General features: G+C 64.3%; 23 protein-coding genes. 15 read left to right on the top strand and 8 right to left on the bottom strand.

Features of this window, described 5'->3' with window-relative positions:
- Positions 1–187 precede the first annotated feature (187 nt).
- Both AB4O23_RS15770 and AB4O23_RS15765 read left to right on the top strand, forming a co-directional pair.
- The gene (locus AB4O23_RS15770; RefSeq protein WP_460059942.1) at positions 188–2,050 is read left to right on the top strand and encodes a sigma-54-dependent Fis family transcriptional regulator; all 1,863 of its coding nucleotides are present in this window, start codon (positions 188–190) and stop codon (positions 2,048–2,050) included.
- A 439-nt stretch (positions 2,051–2,489) separates the two neighbouring features.
- Positions 2,490–4,634, top strand: coding sequence for a TonB-dependent siderophore receptor (locus tag AB4O23_RS15765; RefSeq protein ID WP_065878755.1), 2,145 nt, complete (start codon positions 2,490–2,492; stop codon positions 4,632–4,634).
- Here the strand turns inward: AB4O23_RS15765 and AB4O23_RS15760 are convergent.
- A complete protein-coding gene (locus AB4O23_RS15760) occupies positions 4,624–5,754 on the bottom strand; it encodes an MFS transporter (RefSeq protein ID WP_065878753.1) in 1,131 nt (376 codons plus the stop codon). The two genes, AB4O23_RS15765 and AB4O23_RS15760, sit on opposite strands and share 11 nt — an antisense overlap.
- Positions 5,755–5,852: 98 nt before the next feature.
- Between AB4O23_RS15760 and AB4O23_RS15755 the strand changes: the two genes are divergently transcribed.
- Entirely contained in the window at positions 5,853–6,623 is a 771-nt protein-coding gene (locus AB4O23_RS15755) for an AraC family transcriptional regulator (RefSeq protein WP_065878751.1), read from the top strand.
- A gap of 4 nt (positions 6,624–6,627) precedes the next feature.
- On the opposite strand, the gene AB4O23_RS15750 is transcribed toward AB4O23_RS15755, so the two are convergent.
- Positions 6,628–7,065 (bottom strand): carboxymuconolactone decarboxylase family protein, encoded by a 438-nt coding sequence (locus AB4O23_RS15750; protein ID WP_068935799.1) that lies wholly within the window; start codon positions 7,063–7,065, stop codon positions 6,628–6,630.
- Positions 7,066–7,283: 218 nt separating this feature from the next.
- Here AB4O23_RS15750 and AB4O23_RS15745 point away from each other — a divergent pair, with 218 nt between their 5' ends.
- Positions 7,284–7,964 (top strand): Crp/Fnr family transcriptional regulator, encoded by a 681-nt coding sequence (locus tag AB4O23_RS15745; RefSeq protein WP_017527317.1) that lies wholly within the window; start codon positions 7,284–7,286, stop codon positions 7,962–7,964.
- On the opposite strand, the gene AB4O23_RS15740 is transcribed toward AB4O23_RS15745, so the two are convergent.
- The 3 genes from AB4O23_RS15740 to AB4O23_RS15730 are packed head-to-tail and all read right to left on the bottom strand — an operon-like array spanning position 7,941 to position 9,520.
- Positions 7,941–8,189: a cytochrome C oxidase subunit IV family protein gene (locus tag AB4O23_RS15740; RefSeq protein WP_017527316.1), complete on the bottom strand. Its 249-nt coding sequence runs from the start codon at positions 8,187–8,189 to the stop codon at positions 7,941–7,943. The genes AB4O23_RS15745 and AB4O23_RS15740 overlap by 24 nt on opposite strands.
- Positions 8,190–8,196: 7 nt before the next feature.
- On the bottom strand, positions 8,197–8,760 hold the full coding sequence (locus tag AB4O23_RS15735; protein ID WP_026067224.1) for a cytochrome c oxidase subunit 3: 564 nt from the start codon (positions 8,758–8,760) through the stop codon (positions 8,197–8,199).
- Positions 8,744–9,520 carry a CbbQ/NirQ/NorQ/GpvN family protein gene (locus AB4O23_RS15730; protein ID WP_017527314.1) on the bottom strand — a complete coding sequence of 259 codons (777 nt, stop codon included), beginning with the start codon at positions 9,518–9,520 and terminating at the stop codon, positions 8,744–8,746. Before AB4O23_RS15730 ends, AB4O23_RS15735 begins: the two co-directional genes overlap by 17 nt.
- 195 nt (positions 9,521–9,715) lie before the next feature.
- Between AB4O23_RS15730 and AB4O23_RS15725 the strand changes: the two genes are divergently transcribed.
- The 11 genes from AB4O23_RS15725 to AB4O23_RS15675 are packed head-to-tail and all read left to right on the top strand — an operon-like array spanning position 9,716 to position 18,626.
- The gene (locus AB4O23_RS15725; RefSeq protein WP_017527313.1) at positions 9,716–11,389 is read left to right on the top strand and encodes a cytochrome D1 domain-containing protein; all 1,674 of its coding nucleotides are present in this window, start codon (positions 9,716–9,718) and stop codon (positions 11,387–11,389) included.
- 24 nt (positions 11,390–11,413) lie between these two features.
- On the top strand, positions 11,414–11,728 hold the full coding sequence (locus AB4O23_RS15720; protein ID WP_068935796.1) for a c-type cytochrome: 315 nt from the start codon (positions 11,414–11,416) through the stop codon (positions 11,726–11,728).
- A 16-nt stretch (positions 11,729–11,744) separates the two neighbouring features.
- A complete protein-coding gene (locus tag AB4O23_RS15715) occupies positions 11,745–12,062 on the top strand; it encodes a c-type cytochrome (protein ID WP_068935794.1) in 318 nt (105 codons plus the stop codon).
- Complete coding sequence (locus AB4O23_RS15710; RefSeq protein WP_065878742.1) at positions 12,059–13,228, top strand: cytochrome D1 domain-containing protein; 1,170 nt, start codon at positions 12,059–12,061, stop codon at positions 13,226–13,228. Before AB4O23_RS15715 ends, AB4O23_RS15710 begins: the two co-directional genes overlap by 4 nt.
- 1 nt (position 13,229) lies before the next feature.
- Positions 13,230–13,688: an Lrp/AsnC family transcriptional regulator gene (locus tag AB4O23_RS15705; protein WP_017527309.1), complete on the top strand. Its 459-nt coding sequence runs from the start codon at positions 13,230–13,232 to the stop codon at positions 13,686–13,688.
- A 23-nt stretch (positions 13,689–13,711) separates the two neighbouring features.
- Positions 13,712–14,200: a siroheme decarboxylase subunit beta gene (ahbB, locus tag AB4O23_RS15700; RefSeq protein ID WP_017527308.1), complete on the top strand. Its 489-nt coding sequence runs from the start codon at positions 13,712–13,714 to the stop codon at positions 14,198–14,200.
- Positions 14,193–14,636: an Lrp/AsnC family transcriptional regulator gene (locus AB4O23_RS15695; protein ID WP_017527307.1), complete on the top strand. Its 444-nt coding sequence runs from the start codon at positions 14,193–14,195 to the stop codon at positions 14,634–14,636. The genes ahbB (AB4O23_RS15700) and AB4O23_RS15695 overlap by 8 nt, the downstream gene beginning before the upstream one ends.
- The gene (ahbB, locus tag AB4O23_RS15690; RefSeq protein ID WP_017527306.1) at positions 14,611–15,111 is read left to right on the top strand and encodes a siroheme decarboxylase subunit beta; all 501 of its coding nucleotides are present in this window, start codon (positions 14,611–14,613) and stop codon (positions 15,109–15,111) included. The genes AB4O23_RS15695 and ahbB (AB4O23_RS15690) overlap by 26 nt, the downstream gene beginning before the upstream one ends.
- A 12-nt stretch (positions 15,112–15,123) precedes the next feature.
- The gene (nirJ, locus tag AB4O23_RS15685) at positions 15,124–16,305 is read left to right on the top strand and encodes a heme d1 biosynthesis radical SAM protein NirJ (protein ID WP_135196932.1); all 1,182 of its coding nucleotides are present in this window, start codon (positions 15,124–15,126) and stop codon (positions 16,303–16,305) included.
- A 45-nt stretch (positions 16,306–16,350) separates the two neighbouring features.
- Complete coding sequence (gene cobA, locus AB4O23_RS15680) at positions 16,351–17,175, top strand: uroporphyrinogen-III C-methyltransferase (RefSeq protein WP_017527304.1); 825 nt, start codon at positions 16,351–16,353, stop codon at positions 17,173–17,175.
- On the top strand, positions 17,172–18,626 hold the full coding sequence (locus AB4O23_RS15675) for a nitrite reductase (protein ID WP_065878736.1): 1,455 nt from the start codon (positions 17,172–17,174) through the stop codon (positions 18,624–18,626). The genes cobA and AB4O23_RS15675 overlap by 4 nt, the downstream gene beginning before the upstream one ends.
- A 73-nt stretch (positions 18,627–18,699) precedes the next feature.
- On the opposite strand, the gene AB4O23_RS15670 is transcribed toward AB4O23_RS15675, so the two are convergent.
- The 3 genes from AB4O23_RS15670 to AB4O23_RS15660 form a co-directional block, all read right to left on the bottom strand.
- Entirely contained in the window at positions 18,700–19,956 is a 1,257-nt protein-coding gene (locus AB4O23_RS15670) for an oxygen-independent coproporphyrinogen III oxidase (RefSeq protein ID WP_065878826.1), read from the bottom strand.
- A gap of 77 nt (positions 19,957–20,033) precedes the next feature.
- Entirely contained in the window at positions 20,034–20,477 is a 444-nt protein-coding gene (locus tag AB4O23_RS15665; protein ID WP_017527301.1) for a membrane protein, read from the bottom strand.
- Between the two features lie 67 nt (positions 20,478–20,544).
- The gene (locus AB4O23_RS15660) at positions 20,545–21,090 is read right to left on the bottom strand and encodes a putative natural product biosynthesis protein (RefSeq protein WP_065878735.1); all 546 of its coding nucleotides are present in this window, start codon (positions 21,088–21,090) and stop codon (positions 20,545–20,547) included.
- Positions 21,091–21,127 lie beyond the last annotated feature (37 nt).

Below are 21,127 nucleotides of genomic sequence, written 5' to 3'. Positions count from 1 at the left end.
CGCGCGGTTGTACGCAGGCGTCGCCGCAGCGCAGAATGAGACCGGCCATCGCAGCGTGCCGGCTGCATCTCGGCCCCTGTGAGACGCTGCGTCTCACCCGGCCCCCTGGTCAGAGCGCGCTTGTCGCTGTGCGTCCATGGGCGCTTAATGGCGGGCATAACAACAAAGATCGAGAACCGGAGGCCTTATGCTCGCCGTGAACTCCAGAGAGCACGTCGACTGCGTCAGTCGCGTGGTCCGCAATGCCGAACGCCTGCCTCAGGCGCCGGTGCCGGCGTTGATTTTCGATTCATGGCGCCGCTCCATGGAACAACACCACCTGGACCCTGGCTCGCTGCAAGGGCCGCGCATCCTCACCGAACCCCTGCTCAAGGAATGCCGCGAACGCGCCGAGCTGTTCATGCGCATTGCAAGCGAAGCCGTCGGCCAATTGCACCACCGCGTGCGCCAGGCCGATTACTGCGTGATGCTCACCGACGCTCAGGGCCAGACCATCGACCACCGCGTGGACACGGCGATTCGCAGCGACTGCCGCAAGGCCGGCCTGTACCTGGGCACCTGCTGGTCGGAAGCCGAAGAAGGCACCTGCGGCGTAGCCACCGTGCTCACCAGCAAAGCCGCCGTGACCGTGCACAAGCGCGACCACTTTCGCGCGGCGTTCATCGGCCTGACCTGCTCCGCCGCGCCGATCTTCGACCCGCAGGGCAACCTGTTGGGCGTGATGGACGCCTCGGCGCTCAAATCCCCGGATGACCGGCGCAGCCAGCACCTGGTGCGGCAAATGGTGGCGCAGAGTGCCCAGGCCATCGAGAACGCCTTCTTCATGCACAGCGCTCGCCAGCACTGGGTACTGCAGGCGCACAGCACGCCGGGCTATGTGGACAGCCAGCCCGACCTGCTGCTGGCATGGGACCAGGACGGGCGCCTGCAGGCCTTGAACAGCAAGGCGCGCCAGGCCCTGCGCCTGCGCTTTGGGCAAGTGCCGGAGCATATCGGCGAGGTGTTCGACCTGGACGCGTTGCGCGCGGTCACCGACCAGTCGACCCGGCAACTGTGCTGGCGGGGGCAATCGCAAGCCCTGCACGTACGGGTCAACACGCCACGGCGCGCACAAGCACGAGCACTGCCGAACACGGAGGTCGACCCGCGTGTGGATGAGCATCTGCGCCTGGCCGTGCGGGTCAAGGACCGTAACCTGCCGGTGCTGGTGCAGGGGGAAACCGGCGCGGGCAAGGAAGTCTTCGCCCGCCAACTGCATGAGCGCAGCGCCCGGCGGGACGGCCCTTTTGTGGCGGTGAACTGCGCGGCGATTCCCGAAAACCTGATCGAAAGCGAGCTGTTCGGCTACGTGGCCGGGGCCTTTACCGGCGCGTCCAGCAAAGGCATGCCGGGCCTGTTGGTGCAGGCCGATGGCGGCACATTGTTCCTGGATGAAATCGGTGACATGCCCCTGGCCTTGCAAACGCGCTTGCTGCGGGTGATGGCCGAGGGTGAAGTGGCGCCGCTGGGCGGGGCCAAGACCCGTACCGTGGATATCCAGGTGATCTGCGCCAGCCACCGCGACCTGGCGGCGCTGGTCAACGAGGGGCGCTTTCGCGAAGACCTGTACTTTCGCCTCGGCTGCGCGAGGTTCTGCCTGCCGCCCTTGCGCGAGCGCACCGACAAACTGGCGTTGATCAACCGGCTGCTGGAGCAGGAGGCGCGTACCAGCGGCGTGTCGCCGGGCATCAGCCAGGCCGCGCTGGAACGACTGCTGGGTTATGCCTGGCCGGGCAATGTGCGGCAACTGCGCCATGTGTTGGCGTATGCCTGCGCGGTGTGTGAGGGCGGTACACTGCAACTGTCAGACTTGCCGATGGAGGTGCGGGGCGAGTTGGTCGAGGCGCCGGCAGAACCGAGCGTCAGCCCGGAACGCCAGGTGGTGCTGGATGCGTTGATTCGGCATCGTTGGAAGCCGTTGCCGACGGCACAGGCGTTGGGGATTTCACGTGCAACGCTTTACAGACGGGTGAACCAACTGGGCATCGACATGCCTGGCAAGACCACCTGACACAACGCGGTCAACCCTGTGGGAGGGGCGGTGCGACGATTCGACTTGCCCCCGATAGCCATAGGTATCTACACAACTCCCGATGAGCGAAAAATCTATAGCCAAGATGCTGTTGTGGTGAGCGGGCTTGTCCCGCGCTGGGCTGCGCAGCAGCCCCAACAAGGACGCTACCGAATGTCAGGATTAACCGAGGCGCAGGTTTTAGGGTAGCTACGCAACCCAGCGCGGGACAAGCCCGCTCACCACAGAGAGGTTTTTCAGCTTTTAAAAGTTGTGTAAATACCTATGCCCGATAGTGGTGGGTCAGTCGATGTATCCCGTACCGACACACCGCGATCGGGGGCAGCCCCGTCCCACAGTGCCCCAGGGAACTTGTAAAAGTGCACGCGAATGCCTAGCTTATGCGCCCCCTGCCCCTGCGCTTTAAGGCACTGCTCCCATGGTTTTGCGTTTTCGTCCTGTCGTCACGTCACGTTTGGCCCTCGGCCTGCTGCTCAGCGGTGGGATCGGCAACAGCCTCGCGGAAAGCCTCGAACTGCCGGCGGTGAACGTCCAGGGCCAGGATGAATCGGGTTATCGCGTGGACACCGCCTCCGTCGGCGGCTTCAATGAGGCGCCACTGCTGGATACCCCGGCGTCGATCACCGTGCTCAACGCCACCCTGATCAAGGACCAGCAGGCGCGCCTGCTCAGCGAAGTGCTGCGCAACGACGCGTCGGTGGGCGACAGCTACGCGCCGATTGGCTACTACGAGAACTTCGTGGTGCGCGGGTTCTCGCTGAACGCGGCCAGCAGCTACAAGATCAACGGGCGCACCATCACTGGCGAGCAGAACGTCGCCCTGGAAAACAAGCAGCAAGTCGAAGTGCTCAAGGGCCTGGCGGGCCTGCAAAGCGGGATTTCAGAGCCCAGCGGCGTGATCAACTACGTGACCAAGCGCCCGGAAGATGTGCGCTCGGTGACGGTCTCCAGCGATGATCGTGGCAGCGGCTATATCGCCACCGACGTTGGCGGCTGGTTTGGCAGCGAGCAGCAATTGGGCTTGCGCGCCAACGTGGCCCATGAGGACCTCAATTCCTACGTGGAACACGCCAACGGCCAGCGCGACTTTGTGTCCCTGGCCTTCGACTGGAACATCAGCCCGGACGCCGTGCTGAAACTCGACGCCGAATACCAGAACAAGCAGCAACGCTCGGTGCCGGGTTACCAATTGCTCGGTGGCACCGAAGTGCCCCATGACGCCTCACCGAAGAAGCTGCTGGGCCATCAGAGCGGGTCCAAACAGGTCGGCATCGACTCGCTGAACCTCAACGGCAGTTTCGAGTACCGCTTCAGCGATCAGTGGAAAGGCAGTGTCAGCGCGGCGCGCAGCAAGGTGGTGATTGATGATTACAGTGCGTTTGCGTGGGGCGGTGACACCAGCGGTGTCGGCAATACCTTCACCCCGCAGGGCAATTACGACATCTACGACTACCGCAGCCCCGACGACACCCGCCGCGACGATGAAGTCCAGGCCGCCATGACCGGCCTGTTCGACACCGCCGGGCTGGGCCATGAACTGACCTTCGGCACCAGCGCATTTCGCCGGGTGATCGACAAGCGCAAGGCCGTCAACGAGTGGCTCGGCAGCGGCAACATCGACGCCGACGCGCCGACGTTTGCGCCCGCCGACGTCCTGCTGAACCCAAGCCACCGCAGCCTCGACAGCCGCCAGTACGGCCTGTTCGTCACCGACCGCATTCGCTTCAACGAGCAATGGCAAACCCTGCTCGGCGGCCGCGAAGTGCGCCTGGATGAACAGGCCTTCGACAGCACCGGCGACGAGACCCGCCATACCCGGCAATACGTGTTCCTGCCCCAGGCGTCGTTGATCTACAAGCCGATTGAGAGCATCTCGCTCTACACCAGCTACAGCAAGGGCCTGTCCCTGGGCGGTACCGCGCCGTGGTTCGCCAGCAACGCGGACGACACCCTGGCGCCGACCACCTCACGGCAGATCGAAGCCGGGGTCAAATACGACTGGCGCCGCATCAGCTTCGCCGCTGCCGTGTTCCAGACGCGCCAGGCTTACCAGTACGCCAAGCCGGATGGCGCCGGCAACTTCACCTATGTGCAACAGGGCGAACAGAAAAACACCGGGCTGGAACTGTCGGCCAACGGCTGGGCCACCGAGCGTCTGCAGATCGCCACCAGCGTGGCGGCGATTCGCGCCCGCGTGAGCGGCAGCGGCACGCCGGCCTACGAAGAACACCAGGCGATCAACGTCCCCAAGCTGCGCGCCAGTGTGTACGCCGACTATGCCCTGCCGTGGTTCAACGGCTTGGCCGTGCTGGGCGGCGTGCAATACAGCGCCAAGAAGTACGCCAACCGCAGCGGCAATGTGGAGGTGGGGGATTATGCCGTGGTGAATGTCGGCAGCCGCTACACCAGCCGCGTCGAGGGGTATGAGACGGTATTTCGCCTGAGCGTCGATAATCTGTTCGACAAGCGCTACTGGCGCGACGCGGGCGAATACATGGGCGATGATTACCTGTTCCAGGGCGCGCCGCTGACGGCGCGCCTGAGTGCCTCGGTCAACTTCTGAACACACGCGGCGTTGCCAGGCACAACGCCGTCATTGCGCATACCAGCAAGCTCCAACCCAGATCTTGCGCCCATGCCACCAGGGTCAGCCCGCCGCCAATCGCCAGGTAATACAACAAACCGAACACCGCTGCCGCCGTGCCCAAACGGTCGCGATAGGCCATCAACGCGGCCCCGAGCACGTTGGGGATCGCCATGCCGAACGCCAACACCACCAGCAGCATCGGCAATACGAATAACCCTGTGTGTTGCAGCGTCAGCACCAATAGGCTGCCCAATACGGCGATACCGGCCGCGGTCAGTACCAACTGATCGCCGTTCATCCCCCGCTTGAGCAACGCTTTGTTCAACCACGCCCCCAGCCCCGACCCCAAGGCCAACAGCACCCCGCTGTAGCCGAACTCGGCGGAGGACAACCCCTGTTGCGCGAAGATGAACGGCGCCACGCTGTAATAAGCGAACACGGCAATATTGAATACCGCCACCAGCCCGACCGAACACCATATGCCCAAGTCCTTGAACATCAGGCCCACGGTTTTGTGCATTGAGGTGGCGGGCAGCGACGCCGGGCGCGTTTCCGGCAGGGCCCATACGCACCAGCCCCACAGGAGCAACACAAGTACCAACAAACCGCAGAGCATGCCGCGATAACCGAATAACTGCACCAAAACCGCGCCGCTGAACAAACCAATCGCCGGGCTGGCGGCCATGGCAATGCCCACCACGGAAAACACCTGGGCCAGTTCCGGCCCATGGAAGCGGTCGCGCAACACCGTTTGCGTGACCACCGACGCCACCGCAGCGCCAAAAGCCGCCAACGCCTGGGCCAAGAGCAGGCCTGTGAAGGTGCTGACGCTCAAGGCCAACACCGACGCGCACGCGTATAGCGTCAGCCCGGCCAGCATGACCGGGCGGCGCCCAAGGTGATCACACGCCCGCCCCCACACCACAACACCCAGGGCAAAGGCCAGGAAATAGACCGACAGCGTCTGCCCCGCACGCTCGGGCCCCACCGCAAAGGCCTGGCCAATATCGCCGAGGGCGGGGCTGTAGAGGGTTTGGGCCAGTTGCGGAAACATCAGCAACGCCACCGCCAGGACCAGTAGATTTTTGAGGGTCATCGACGCGTCCTTCCAGGAAAATAGTGGAAGAATTTTAAACAGCGTCGAATGCACTATTATCCGGACTTCGACATTTTATCGATGAAATCGGACAACTTATGGCCTGGCTCGCCGCCGACGCATCTTTCGATCCCGACCACCTGGCTGCGCCGGTTATCGGGATCGCTGCCCTCTTGGGTGATCACGATTCCGGGTTGCACCAACACCAGCGTGGGCAGCTGCTGTTCACCCGTGAGGGCTGCACGCGCATCACCCTGGACAACCAGCTGTGCCTGCTGCCACCCACCCGTGCAGCCTGGATCCCCTGCGGGTTGCCGCACCGTGCGGTGATGCAGCGGACCGTGGATTATCGTTCGGTGTACTTGAGCCCTGCATTGGCGCGGCAGTTGCCGTCCCAGGTTCGGGTGATCGAGGTCAGCCCATTGCTGCGGGCGGTGTTGGAGCCGATAGCGATGGCGGCGTTCGATACCGATTGGTCCCGCGGCCGATATGCCCATCTGCTGGCGCTGTGCCTGAGCGAGATCTGCGACGCCGCCGAGCAACCGATGCTGCTGCCCCTGCCCCAGGACAAACGCCTGGCCCCATTGATGAGCAGCCTCGACACCTTGCCGCCCTCGTTGCAGGCCCTGGAACAGCAAGTAGGCGCCAGCGCCAAGACCATCGGCCGGATTTTCCAACGGGAAACCGGCCTGGGGTACCAGCAATGGCGTCAGCAGTGGCGACTGATGCGGGTCATCGAGCTGCTCGCCACCGGGCGCAGTATCAGCTACTGCGCCTTTGAGCTGGGCTTTACCAGCGACAGCGCGTTGATCGCTTTTTTCAAGCACATGACCGGCACCACGCCACGGGGTTATTTCAAAGCCCGTTGATGGCTTACTTGGGCATTTTGCGAAACCCCACCGCCAAGCGGTTCCAGCTGTTGATAGTGGCGATGGCCACGCTCAGGTCGATCTGCTCCTGGGCGTTGAACTCGGCGGCCAGTGCATTGAAATCTTCGTCCGGTGCATGGGTGTGACTGATCAGGGTCAAGCTCTCGGCCCAGGCCAGCGCAGCACGTTCACGCGGGGTGAAAAACGGCGTCTCCCGCCAGGCTGACAAGGTGTACAGGCGGCGCTCGGTTTCCCCGCCCTTGCGCGCATCGGCGGTGTGCATGTCCAGGCAGAAGGCACAGCCGTTGATCTGGGAGACCCGCAGGCGGATCAGTTCCAACAGAGGCAGCTCGATGGACAGTTTGCCGACGGCGGCTTCCAGGGCGAGCATGGCTTTCATGGCGTCGGGCGAAGCGGTGTAGAAGTCGGTACGGGGTTGCATGGTGATACTCCTCAAGGGTGATAACTGGGGGCTAGGTTAGCCAGCGGTGAGGGCGCGAGAAATAGCCAATTCCAGCGAAGATGAGGTGACCAATGGCGCCGGTTTTTTCGCGGCCATATCGGTTTGTGTGCCTAACGCGCGCGCCGTAAGAGGTACCCCCACAGAGGCATATCCCCACGCGCGGGTCGCGCTCTACCATGCCGACCACGGAGGCTCCCATGCTTACTCATCCCAACATCGTCCTGACCCTGCGCCGTCATCATCTGTTCAGCCAGCTCCCGGAAAAAACCTTCCAGGATGTGTGTACGCTGGCCAATCTCAAGCGCCTGCCCAACCACACCCCGCTGATGCACCAGGGCGACCCGGCCGAGCGGTTCTTCCTGCTGGTCAGCGGCCAGATCAAACTGCACCGCGTCACCGGCGAAGGCCAGGAGCACCTGGTGGAAGTCATCCATCCCGGCCAGACGTTCGCCGAAGCCCTGCTGTTCACCCAGGCCAAGACCTATCCGGTCAGCGCCACCGCGCTCAAGGACTGCGTGCTGGTGAGTATCGAGGGCCAGCACTACCGACGCGCCCTGGAAGACCAACCGAAAATCTGCCTGGCGATCCTGGCCAGCATGAGCATTCATTTGCACCAACGCCTCAAGGACATTGACACCCTGACCCTGGCCAATGCCAGCCGCCGAGTGATCAATTTCATGTTCCAGGAGCGCGACAACTTCAGCGGCGACGTGGTGTTGCAAGTGCCCAAGCGCCTGGTGGCATCGAAGCTGGGCATCCAGCCGGAGACGTTATCGCGGATCCTGCACCGGCTGGTGGACAGTGGCCTGATCGAAGTACAGCGGCGCACCATCCGCATCCTCAGCGAGGACGGGTTAATGGCCTATCAAGCCAACTGATATCCCCACCAGCAATACCAGCAGCCAACCCCAGCCCAACAGCAGCGCACGCCACCGCCGAGGCGCATGCCGCAGTTCCATGAAACCGTCGACAATCACCCACGCCTTGACCACCGCCAGCAGCAAGACGGCCCACCCGCCGCCGGAAGCACCCGCCAGGACCGTGCCCACGCTCAACCCGACCAACCCCAGCCAACACGCCACCAACCCCCAAAAAGCCGTCATCGCGCCCTCACCCCATCACATACACCACGGGAAACAACACCACCCACACCAGATCGACCATGTGCCAATACAACACGCCGGACTCCACGCCACCGACCGAGAGGCCCCCACGCCAACAGCCCAGCGCCAGCCACCCCAGAATCAGCATTCCCAGCAGCACATGCAGGAAATGAAAGCCGGTGAGTACCCAGTACAAGGTAAAAAACCGGCTGTGCTCCATCCCCAACCCGGCAGCGGCCAGGTGGCCGTACTCGGCCAGTTTGATCAGCGCATACAGCAACGCCGCCAACAACGCCGCCACGAATAAGCCGGCGCCGCGCCTTGGGCAGCCCTGGCGTACCTGCTGCAGCGCCAATGCCGCGAGCAACCCGGCGGTCAGCAGGCTCAGGGTCATCGCCAGCCCGGTAGAGGTGTCCAACTGCGCATGGCCTTCGGCAAAGACCTGGGGGGCCAACAGCCGGGCGGTGGCAAACGCGAGGATCAGCAGCGCAAATACAGTCAGTTCGGCGAGGATGAACAACCACATCGCCAGGTCCCCAGGCAAGCGTCGGGGCTCAGGCAAAGTGCACATCCACCACGTCCATCAGCGCCGCGACGGTGTGAGGGTCATCACTCAGGGCTTGGGCCAGGCACGCCAGGCAGGCGTCGCGCGGCGGCATGCCCGCAGCGATCAGGCGGGCGGTGAAGATCAGCAGGCGTGTGGAGGCAACCTCCTCCAGGTCGTGTTGGTCGAGACGGCGCAAGGCCCGGCCCAACCGCACGACCTCACCCGCCAGCGCGGTGTCCACCTGGGCCTCACGGGCCACGATGTGCGTTTCCAGTTCCGCCGCCGGGTAGTCGAAACGCATGGCCACAAAGCGTTGGCGGGTGCTGGGTTTCATGCCCTTGAGCAGGTTCTGGTAACCGGGGTTATAGGACACCACCAGCATGAACGACGGCGGTGCCTTGACCACCTCACCGGTGCGTTCCAGGTACAACTCGCGGCGATCATCGGCCACCGGGTGCAGCACCACGGCGGTGTCCTGGCGCGCTTCCACCACTTCGTCCAGGTAGCAGATGCCGCCTTCGCGCACGGCGCGGGTCAGTGGGCCGTCCTGCCACCAGGTGCCCTGGGTGCCGATGAGATGGCGACCCACCAGGTCGGCGGCGCTCAAGTCGTCGTGGCAGGCCACGGTGTACAGCGCCAGGTTGAGACGGTGCGCCATGTGCTGCACGAAACGGGTTTTGCCGCAGCCGGTGGGGCCCTTGATCAGCACCGGCATACGGTGGTGCCAGGCGTGTTCAAACAGCTGCTGTTCGTTGGCCAGCGGTTGATAGAAAGGCTCAGTCATTAGCGTTTTCCAAAGCGGGTTTGACCGCCACGCTAAGGGCGCCTGCGACAACCTGGCAAGCGCTACCCGAGGCAAACTTGATCGCCGTCAAGCGAGCATTGCAACGCTGCGCCATAGTCTGGCCGGGCACTAAGAACCTGCGCCCCGCACCCTGTTGTGCGGCATCGCAAAGGTCTTGCCTGAGGAGTAAATGGAATGCTGACTCGCAACCGAACCACCTTCATCCCGAGCCTCGCCGCACTGAGTTGCGCGCTGGCCCTGGCACTGCCCTTGACCGCCCATGGCAACACACAACCCGCGCTGATAAAGACGGCGGGCGCGCCGGATATGAGCCAGGCCGATTTCGATACGTCCAAGCAGATTTATTTCGAACGCTGCGCCGGTTGCCACGGTGTGCTGCGCAAAGGCGCCACCGGTAAACCGCTGACGCCGGACATCACCCAGGCCCGTGGCCAGGCCTACCTGGAAGCGCTGATCACCTACGGTTCCCCCGCCGGCATGCCGAACTGGGGCACCTCCAACGCGCTGACCAAAGCACAGATCACCAGCATGGCCACCTTCATCCAGCACACCGCGCCCACGCCGCCGGAATGGGGCATGGCCGAGACCCTGAAGACCTGGAAGGTGCTGGTCAAACCCGCCGACCGACCGAAGAAACAGCTGAACATGCTCAACCTGGAAAACCTGTTTTCCGTGACCCTGCGCGACGACGGCAAGATCGCCCTGGTCGATGGCGACACCAAGCAGATCGTCAAGCTCATCGACACCGGCTACGCCGTGCACATCTCGCGGATCTCGGCGTCGGGGCGCTACCTGCTGGTGATCGGCCGCGACGCCAAGATCGACATGATCGACCTGTGGCCCGCCGAGCCGACCAAGGTCGCCGAAATCAAGGTGGGCATCGAAGCGCGCTCGGTAGAGACGTCCAAGTTCAAAGGCTATGAAGACACGTATGCGATTGCCGGTTCCTATTGGCCGCCGCAGTTCACCATCATGGACGGCGAAACCCTGGAGCCCAAACAGATCGTCTCGACCCGCGGCATGACCGTGGACAAGCAGGAGTACCACCCCGAACCGCGCGTGGCGGCGATCATTGCCTCCCATGAATGGCCGGAATTTATCGTCAACATCAAGGAAACCGGCAAGGTGATGCTGGTTAATTACCAGGACATCAAGAACCTCACCATCACCACCATCGACGCCGCGCCGTTCCTGCATGACGGCGGTTGGGACAGCACCCATCGCTACTTCATGACCGCTGCGAACAATTCCAACAAGGTCGCGGTGATCGACTCCAGGGAGCGCAAGCTCACCGCCCTGGTGGACGTGGGCAAGACCCCACACCCAGGGCGTGGCGCCAATTTTATCCACCCCACCTATGGGCCGGTGTGGGCCACCAGCCACCTGGGCGACGGCGGCATTTCGGTGATCGGTACCGACCCGGTCAAGCACGCGCAGTACGCCTGGAAACAGGTCGAATCGCTCAAGGGCCAAGGCGGTGGTTCGCTGTTTATCAAGACCCATCCCAACTCCCATCACCTGTACGTCGACACCACCCTGAACCCCGACACCAAGCTGAGCCAATCGGTGGCGGTGTTCGACATAAACCAGTTGGACAAGGGCTACAGCGTACTGCCGATCGCCGAGTATTCGGGGATCAAGCAAGGCGCGCTGCGCGTGGTGCAACCTGAATACAACAAGGCCGGTGACGAGGTGTGGTTCTCAGTGTGGAACGGCCAGACCGAAGAGTCGGCGCTGGTGGTGATCGACGACAAGACCTTGAAGCTCAAGCAGGTGATCAGGGACAAGCGCCTGATCACGCCCACCGGAAAATTCAATGTCTACAACACCCAACACGACATTTATTGAGCCCCATCAACACGAGGTCTCCCCATGAAAAATAGGCTCCTGGCACTGCTGGTATCCGCCGCCGCGCTCAGCCTGCAACCGGCGCTGGCGCAAGACGGCCTGGCATTGTTCAACAGCAAACCCTGCGCCGCCTGCCACAGCGTCGACAGCAAGCGGGTCGGCCCGGCGTTGAAAGACGTCGCGCAAAAGAACACCGGTGTGAAGGACGCCGCCACCACCCTGGCCAGCCATATCAAGAACGGCACCCAGGGCAATTGGGGGCCTATCCCGATGCCGCCGAACCCGGTGACGGACGACGAAGCCAAGGTGTTGGCCGAGTGGATCCTGAGCCTGAAATAAGCACGAGGAGCGCGCCATGCAAGCATCAATAATCGGTACCGCCATGGCGCTGTTCCTGCTGATTGCCACACGGGCAGCCGCGACGCCCGACGCTGCCCACCTTGAGCACCTGCTGACCCAGGACTGTGGCGCCTGCCACGGCCTCTACCTCACCGGCGGCCTGGGCCCGGCGCTGACGCCCCAGGCCTTGGCCGGGCAAAGTCGCGACAGCTTGATCGCCACCGTCACTGACGGCCGCCCCACCCGCGCGATGCCGGGCTGGGCGCCATTGCTCAGCACGGACGACATCGCCTGGCTGGTCGACCGCCTCTTGCAAGGAAGCCCGGCACCATGATCCGCCCTACGCTCTTAACCTTCTGCCTGCTGCTCGGCGCCTGCACCCAGCCACCGCTGCGCGGCAGCGGCGACCTGGGCCTGGTGATCGAACGCGCCAACGCCAGCGCGCAAATCATTGAAACCAGCGGCATGACCACGCTGGCGCGCATTGAGGGCCTGGGCGATCTGTCCCATGCCTCGGTGGTGTTTTCCCGCGACCAGCGCATGGCCTATATTTTTGGCCGTGACGGCGGGCTGAGCAAAGTCGATCTGCTCCGCCTGCGCATTGAAAAACGCATCCTCCAGGGCGGCAACAGTATCGGCGGCGCCATCAGCCAGGATGGGCGCCTGATTGCCGTCTCCAACTATCAGCCCGGCGGCGTCAAGGTGTTCGATGCCGCCACCCTGGCGCTGGTCGCCGATATCCCCGCCAGCCAGTTGCCCGACGGTAAACGCTCGCGGGTGGTGGGCCTGGTGGATGCGCCCGGTCAACGTTTCGTGTTCAGCCTGTTCGACAGCGGCGAAATCTGGAGCGCCGATTTCAGCCAGGGCGACACGCCGCACATCACCCGCTTCACCGGTATCGGCGAGCAACCCTACGACGCCTTGATCACCGCCGATGGCCGTTACTACATGGCCGGGCTGTTCGGTGAAGACGGCATGGCGCAACTCGACCTGTGGCACCCGGAAAAAGGCGTCAAGCGCGTGCTGGCCGACTATGGCCGCGGCCAGGCCAGGCTGCCGGTCTACAAGATGCCCCACCTGGAAGGCTGGGCCGTGGCCGACAACCAGGCGTTCGTGCCGGCGGTGGGCCGCCACCAGGTGCTGGTAATGGACGCGCGCAGCTGGCGACAGAGCGCCGCGATTGCCGTGGCCGGCCAGCCGATCTTCGTCACCGCGCGGCCGGATGGGCGCCAGCTGTGGGTCAACTTCGCCTACCCGGACAACGACCGCGTCCAGGTGATCGACAGTGAAACCCATCAGATCGTCGCCGACCTGCGCCCCGGCCCCGGCGTGCTGCACATGGAGTTCACCGGGCGTGGCGAACAGCTGTGGCTGTCGGTGCGCGACGGCGAACAGGTGCAGGTCTGGGACCCGTATCGCCTGACGTTGCTCAAGACCTTGCCGGCCTTGAGTCCCAGCGGAATTTTCTTCAGCAGCCGCGCACAAAAAATGGGGTATTGAGATGGACCTTGACCTGCTCAGCCAACAGTTGATCGAGCGTTACCAGCACGGCATGCCGCTGTGCGCCGAACCGTACCGGGAAATGGCCCAGGTGCTGGGCTGCGGCGAGGCCGAGTTGATGGCCTGCCTGCAACGCCTGGAACTGGCCGGCGCCCTCTCGCGCATTGGCCCGGTGTTCGAACACACCCGCGCCGGCGCCAGCACCCTGGCCGCGCTCGCGGTGCCGGTCGAGCGCCTGGAACACGTGGCACGGCGCGTAAGCCAGTACCCTGAGGTCAACCACAACTATGCCCGCGAGCACCACTACAACCTGTGGTTTGTATTGACCGGCCCGCATCGCCAACACCTGCAGCAAATACTCGATGAGTTGGAAAAAGACACCGGCCTTACCCCGCTGGATTTGCCGATGCTCACCGCCTACCGCATCGACCTGGGCTTTTCCCTGGGGGCACACCCGTGATCACGCCCTTGAGCCAGGAACAAATGCTCGACCTGCGCCAATGCCTGGAACGCGGCCTGCCCCTGGTGAAACGGCCCTACGACGACCTGGCCGAGCAGATCGGCGCCCATCACGACCAGGTTTTACAGCAGATGCGCCAATGGCACGAGCAAGGCCTGTTCCGCCGCGTCGGCCTGGTGCTCAATCATCGCGCCCTGGGCTTCGTGGCCAATGCCATGCTGGTGCTCGATGTGCCGGATGCGCTGGTCAATGAAGTCGGTACACGCCTGGGCCGCGCCAACGGGGTCAACCTGTGTTACCAGCGGCCACGGCGCTTGCCGCAGTGGCGCTACAACCTGTTCTGCATGGTGCATGGCCGCGAGCGCGAGGCCGTCACCGTGCATATCCACGCGTTGCTGCACCAGCAACAACTCAGCGACCTGCCCTACCAACTGCTGTTCAGCACCCAGGCGTTCAAACAATGCGGCGGGCGATTTGCGCCGCCGCCTTCACAGGTATGGGCCCATGGATGATCTCGACCGCCGCTTGATCAACCGCCTGCAACGCGGCTTGCCGCTGGTGCGCCAACCCTGGCGGCAACTGGCCGAGGAACTGCACAGCCACCCCGGTGAGTTGCTCGACCGCCTGCATGCGTTGCTGGAGGACGACGTGCTGACCCGCTTCGGGCCGATGTTCGATATTGAGCAGCTTGGCGGTGCCTTCACCCTGGCCGCGCTGGCGGTGCCCGAGCCACGTTTCTACGCGGTGGCCGCGCAGCTCAACGCACTGGCGCAGGTGGCCCACAACTACCGCCGCGATCACCGTTGGAACATGTGGTTTGTGCTGGCCTGCGCCAGCGAGGCGGAACTGGCCGCCACCCTGTCTCGCATCGAGGCCCTGACGGGGCTGGCGGTGCTCAACCTGCCGAAGGAGCAAACGTACCATGTCGGTGTGTATTTCCCAGTCTGAAACCCCGCTGGCCCTGCGCCTGATCGCCCTGACCCAAAGCGGCCTGCCGCTGGTGGAAGACCCCTGGGCGTGGCTGGCCGAGCAGTTGGGCCTGGGCGTCGAGTCGACCCTTGACCTGCTCAAGCGCCTGCAGGCCGAAGGCGCGATCCGGCGCATTGCCGCGGTGCCCAACCACTACCGCCTGGGCTATCGCCATAACGGCATGACCGTCTGGGACGTGGCCGATGAGCAGATGCCGCGCCTGGGCGAATTGATCGGTGCGCAGCCGTTCGTGAGCCATTGCTACCGCCGCCCACGGCGCGTGGATTGGCCGTACAACCTGTTCGCCATGGTGCACGGGCGCAGCCGCGAAGAAATCGACAGCTACCGCGAGCACCTGCGGTTTTTGCTGGGGGATGCCTGCCGCACCGACGAGATGTTGGTGAGCAGCCGCATCCTGAAAAAAACCGGCTTGCGCCTGCCCCCCTCGCACTAGAAGGAATGCCCCATGCTGCGGATCAGTCAGTACCTGCGCACCCTCGCCGGCCAATGCGCGCCACCCCGCACCCCGGCTCCCGGCAGCCCGCGCGCACCGGTGGTGATCTGGAACCTGTTGCGCCGCTGTAACCTCACCTGCAAGCACTGCTACGCCACCAGCGCCGACAGCGTGTTTCGCGATGAGCTGGACACCCCGGCGGCGTTGCGGGTGATCGATGACTTGCACGCGGCCGGCGTGCGCGTGTTGATCCTCTCGGGTGGCGAGCCGCTGCTGCGCGAAGACCTTTTTGAACTCAGTGCCTATGCGCGAAAGCTGAAGTTTTTCGTGGCGCTGTCGAGCAACGGCACGTTGATCGACGAGGGCAATATCCAGCAGATCGCCGACGCCCGCTTCGACTATGTGGGCATCAGCATCGACGGCCTGGAAGCGACCCACGATGCCTTCCGCCAGATGCCCGGCAGTTTCCAGCGTTCGATGCATGCCATTGGCCTGTGCCGCGAGGCCGGGATTCGTGTGGGTCTGCGCACCACCCTGACCCAGGCCAACCATGCGCAGTTGCCGCAATTGCTGGCATTGATGCGCAGCCACGACGTGCAAAAATTCTACCTGTCGCACCTCAACTACAGCGGCCGCGGCAAACGCAGCCGCCAGCTGGATGCGCACCGTCAGATGAGCCGCGACGCCATGGCACTGATTTTTCGCCAGGCCTGGAGCGACATTGAAAACGGTGTGTACAGCGACTTTGTCAGCGGCAACAACGACGCCGACGCCATCCTGTTGCTGCAATGGGTGCACCAGCATTTGCCCGAGCATTACCCGCAGCTCGAACACCTGCTGCATGGCTGGGGCGGCAATGCGTCGGGCAGCGGCATCGCCAATATCGACAACACCGGCGAAGTGCACCCGGACACCTACTGGTGGCAGCACTCGGTAGGCAATGTGCGCCACACGCCGTTCCGCCAGCTCTGGCTGGAGCAGCCCGACCCCTTGCTGCTGCGCCTGCGCGAACACCCGCGCGCCATCGGCGGGCGCTGCACCGATTGCCGCTGGCTGGCGATCTGCAACGGCAATACGCGCACCCGCGCCTGGGCCGATGGCGACCTCTGGGGCGCGGACCCCGGTTGCTACTTCACCGATGCCGAAATCGCCCGCCAGCCGGTCAACCTGATCCCTTGCTCGACCACCCAGTGACACAACCGGGGGCCGCCCAACCTGATGATGAACCAAGGATGTCTCATGCCAACGCCCACACCCTTACCCGCCAGTTTGCACAGCCCCTTCCACCCCGGCGAAGTCGCCCTGGTCGGCGCCGGGCCCGGTGACCCACGCCTGTTGACCCTGCGCGCCTGGAGCCTGTTGATGCAGGCCGACGCGGTGGTATTCGACCGGCTGATCAGCGCCGAGCTGCTGGCCCTGATCCCCTTGAGCTGCGCCCGCCACTACGTGGGCAAGGCCAGCGGTTACCACAGCCTGCCCCAGGCTCAACTCAACGAACTGCTGGCCGAGCTGGCAGACGAGGGCCAACGCGTGGTGCGGCTCAAGGGCGGCGACCCGTTTATTTTCGGGCGCGGCGCCGAAGAGCTGGAGTACCTGCTGGCGCGGGACATTCCCTGCCAGGTGGTGCCGGGCATCACCGCCGCGGCCGGTTGCAGCGCCTATGCCGGTATCCCGTTGACGCACCGCGACCTGGTCAACTCCTGCCGTTTTGTCACCGGCCATTTGCAACGCGATGGCGCGTTGAAACTGCCCTGGGCCAGCCTCGCCGAGCCGAGCCAGACCCTGGTGTTCTACATGGGCTTGTCGAACCTGGCGCTGATCGCCGAACACCTGGTGGCCGCCGGTTTGCCGGGCGACACGCCGGCGGCGTTGATCAGCAATGGCGCGCGCGCCGACCAGCACGTGGCCCGGGGCACCTTGCGCCAGTTGCCCACCCTGGCCGCCGACTGTGAGCCGGGCGTACCCACCCTCACGGTGATCGGCCAGGTGGTCAACCTGTTTGCCGACGCCGCGCTGCACTACCCGGCCAGCCTGGCGGCGCCGCGCCGACCGGTGACGGTATGAAACGCCTGCTGCTGGTGCCGCTGCTGTGGGCCGGCGCCGCCCACGGCACACCCGCCGAGGACTACCAGCGCTATTGCGAAGGCTGCCACGGGCTCAACCGCATCGGCGCCACCGGCCCGGCGTTGCTTCCAGAAAGCCTGGGGCGAATCAAGCCGGACGAGGTCCGCAAGGTCATCGCGCAAGGCCGCCCGGCCAGTCAGATGGCGGCTTTTTCACCCCAACTGAGCGCATCACAGATCGACGGCCTGGCGAGTTTTCTGCAACAGCCGCCCGTCACGCCGGCGACCTGGAACGAGCCGGACATCCGCGGCAGCCATCGCCTGCTGGCCGACCTGAGCCAACTACCGACCACGCCGCAACACCCGGCCGACCCGCTCAACCTGTTTGTGGTGGTGGAATCGGGCGACCATCACATCGACATTCTCGACGGCGACCGCTTTACCGTCCTCGACCGCTTTGCCAGCCATTTCGCGGTACACGGCGGGCCCAAGTTTTCCCCGGACGGGCGCTTTGTGTACTTCGCCTCGCGGGACGGCTGGATCAGCCTGTACGACCTGCACAACCTCAAGCTGATCGCCGAAATCCGTGCCGGGCTCAACACCCGCAACCTGGCGGTGAGCAAGGACGGCCGCTGGGTGCTGGTGGGCAACTACCTGCCGGGTAACCTGGTGGTGCTCGATGCCCGCGACTTGTCACTGGTCAAGACCCTGCCCACCGGCTCACGGGTCAGCGCGGTGTACACAGCGCCGCCGCGCGACAGTTTTATCGTGGCGCTCAAGGACGTGAATGAAGTCTGGGAATTACCCTACGCCGCCGCGCAGCCGAGCTTCGAACCCCGGCGCATTGCCGCCCGCGATGTGCTCGATGACTTCTCGTTCACCCCGGATTACCGCCAGTTGCTGGCCACGTCGCGCAAGGCCGGTGGCGGCCAGGTAATCGACCTGGACTCCGGCGTGGTGGTCCGCGATATCCCCCTGGCGGGCATGCCGCACCTGGGCTCCGGCACCTATTGGCAACGCGATGGGAAGTGGGTGTTCGCCACGCCGAATATCAGCCAGGGGCAAATCAGCGTGCTCGACGTGGCGACCTGGAAGCCGATCAAGCAGATCCCCACCCTGGGCCCCGGCTTTTTCATGCGCAGCCATGTGCGCTCGCGCTATGTGTGGAGCGATGTGTTTTTCGGGCCGGATAACGATGCGATCCACCTGATCGACAAGCAGACCCTGGAGATCGCCCACACCTTGCGCCCGGTACCGGGCAAGACCGCCGCACATGTGGAATTCACCCGCGATGGGCGTTATGTGCTGCTGAGTATCTGGGCCACCGACGGTGCGCTGATCGTGTATGACAGCCAGACCCTCAAGGAGATCAAGCGCCTGCCCATGAACAAGCCATCGGGCAAATACAACGTGGGCAACAAGATTGAATTTGCCGAGGGGACGTCTCACTGAGGGCGTCAGGCGGGGCACCGAGTGTTGGGACGCTATCGGGAGCAAGCCCCCTCCCACAGTGGGATCGCGGGGTCTAGGGGGCGGCGAATGCCGCACACAGCTCATCCACTTGCCGGCGCCCGGCCGGCAGCACGCAGAGGAACTGCGCCGACAATTCGATCAAGCCGTCACGGTCCCACTGCTCCAGCAGCGGCCAGATCGCCGAGAAATACCGGCTGAAGATCAGCCCGTAACGTCGCTCGATCGCCTGGATATCCAGCTCCAGGTCACAGGCCAGGCGCTCGCTCACCTGCTCACGCAGCGCATCGCCGGTTTCGCGCCGCCAGCCTTGGCAAGTCGGCAGTTGGCCGTTGCCCAGGGCCTGGGCGTAGGCGTGTTCGGCGCTGCTGTTTTGCGCACACAAGGTGTCGATCTGGCTGATGGCGCCCAGGCCCAGCCCGATGTGATCGCAATAGCCATGCAGGCTGAAGCCTTCGCAGGTGCGGCTGAGCCGACCGCGCTCCTGGGCCTGGGTGAGGTCGTCGTCGCCACGGGCAAATTGGCCGAGGCCGATGTAGTGGTAGCCGGCTGCGTCGAGACGTTCGAAGGCCAGTTGACGCATGGCGGTTTTATCCGCCTCGCCGCAAGCGGCCTGGTGCGGCTGCGCACGGTAACGGCTGGGCGGTTGGACGTAGTCGAACAGGTGCAGGCGGTCCGGCTCCAGGGCGATCAGGCTGGCCAGTTTCAGCTCGAAACTGGCAAGGGTCTGCCAGGCGCTGCCGTAGCCGAGGTCGACACTCACCGAGCGAAAATCAAACGTGCGCGCCGCGTCGATCAACGACTGGATGGGTGCCGGGTCGCGGTAATCGGCCTGGGGATCTTCGACACGCGCATCGGGCACGCCAATGCAAACGCGGTTAAACCCCAACTCGCGCAGCAGGCCCACAGTGGCCCAGTCGGTGCGGCGCGGGTCGAGGTCGATGCCGTAGTCGCCACGGCCATGCTCAAGCACGTTGAAACGCTCGCGCAGGGCGGTCATCAGGGCCTGCACATCCTCAATCGGCGCCGCCCCGCGCCACTGCAAATAGTCCACCGGTTGGCGCCGGCCCAGGTGGCAGCCGACCAACTGGATTTCCTGGGCCAGGCTGCGGCGGTAAGCATCGCTTGGCGGGCTCGCCGGCCAGTGCAGGTTAAGCGCCAGTGGGCGTTGACACTGGCGGCTGCCGCGCAAGGCGCGCAACACGTCGAGGGAACCAACACCGGCGTGGAACCTGCGTCTGTCGGCCTGCCCATTCAGGTCCAGCACGCCTTGGGCCTGGGGTGCGCGAGCGAGTGGAATGACAGTGTGCATGACGGACTCCGGATCAGGCGACGGTGAGCCATTGTCCGGTGCGACGCCACGGCGCACCTTGATATGCATCAAGGGCGCTACCAGGTGAGGTAGAACATGCTCTTGGCCAGTAGCACGATGGCGACCATATGGCCGAACAGGCTCAGGTGCACCAGACGGATATAGCGCGCGCTGACGCTGCCCCAGCGCATGCGCGCCATGGTCAGCAAAAAATGCGCGAGCACGCTGGCGGCCAGGACCAGCTTGAGCGTCAACAAGGTGCCGAATGAGGAGGCCCAGGGGGCGGCGAGCACGGGCCGGTAACGCAACCAGACCATGCCGAGCCCCGCGCCGAACAGCACCAGCAATACCCAAGGCATCAGCGCCCGGGCGCGCCGACCGACACCCTGCTCCACCAACACCATCACGCGGGCCGGCAACAGCCGGTGCAAATGCCCCAGGATCAGCACCTCGAAAAACACCGTGCCGATAAAAATCAGCGCAGCAAACAGGTGGGCCAGAAGAAACAACAGATAAAGCATGATGGCCTCGCAGGTCGCGCCGGGCCTCCAGTGTGAGGGCCGGCGTCAGCGTGCGCCTTGATGCCGGTCAAGGCACCGGCAGCCAACCGCTGAAACCACCGCGCGCCGCCAGCGGGCACCAGGCGAAGTCCCCCTCCGAGGGCGGCAAAGGCCGTTGTTCGGCGTGGGGGGGCGGGGCGTTTTTCCAATCGAACACCTTTAGCCCTTTCCAGGCGAGCACCACGCCATGGGCGGGGCTGTCATCGGTGTTGGCCCAGCACGCAGCGGCGGCGGCCATGAAGGCTTCGATCGGTTCGTCGTCGACCTGCATGCGATACGACGAGCCGAGCAGCCAGCGGCAGACGTTCAGGTGGTAGGTCCAATCCCGCGCCGGCCGGTTGCGATAGGCCCAGGTCATGAAGCTGCGAAACAGGTTCAAGCCGTCGGGCGGGTCGAGCTTGAGCAAGGCCGGGCAGATGTCGAACAGGCTGTGCCAGTACGGCAACAGGCGTGCATCCAGGTGCACGAAGCTACGGGCATTGCTTGGGTATTCCGCCCGCGCCGGTTCCGCGCGCGGGCGACGGGATGCCTTGCTCACCAAGTGACGGGCACCTGCAGGCAATTGAGGGTTCATAACATGCACTCACAGTCGTGACGATAGAACGCCGCCT

The organism is Pseudomonas sp. H2_A10 (assembly GCF_054680085.1).
The sequence above is the reverse complement of the archived record's forward strand: the minus strand, read 5'-3'. Positions and strand labels throughout refer to the sequence as shown.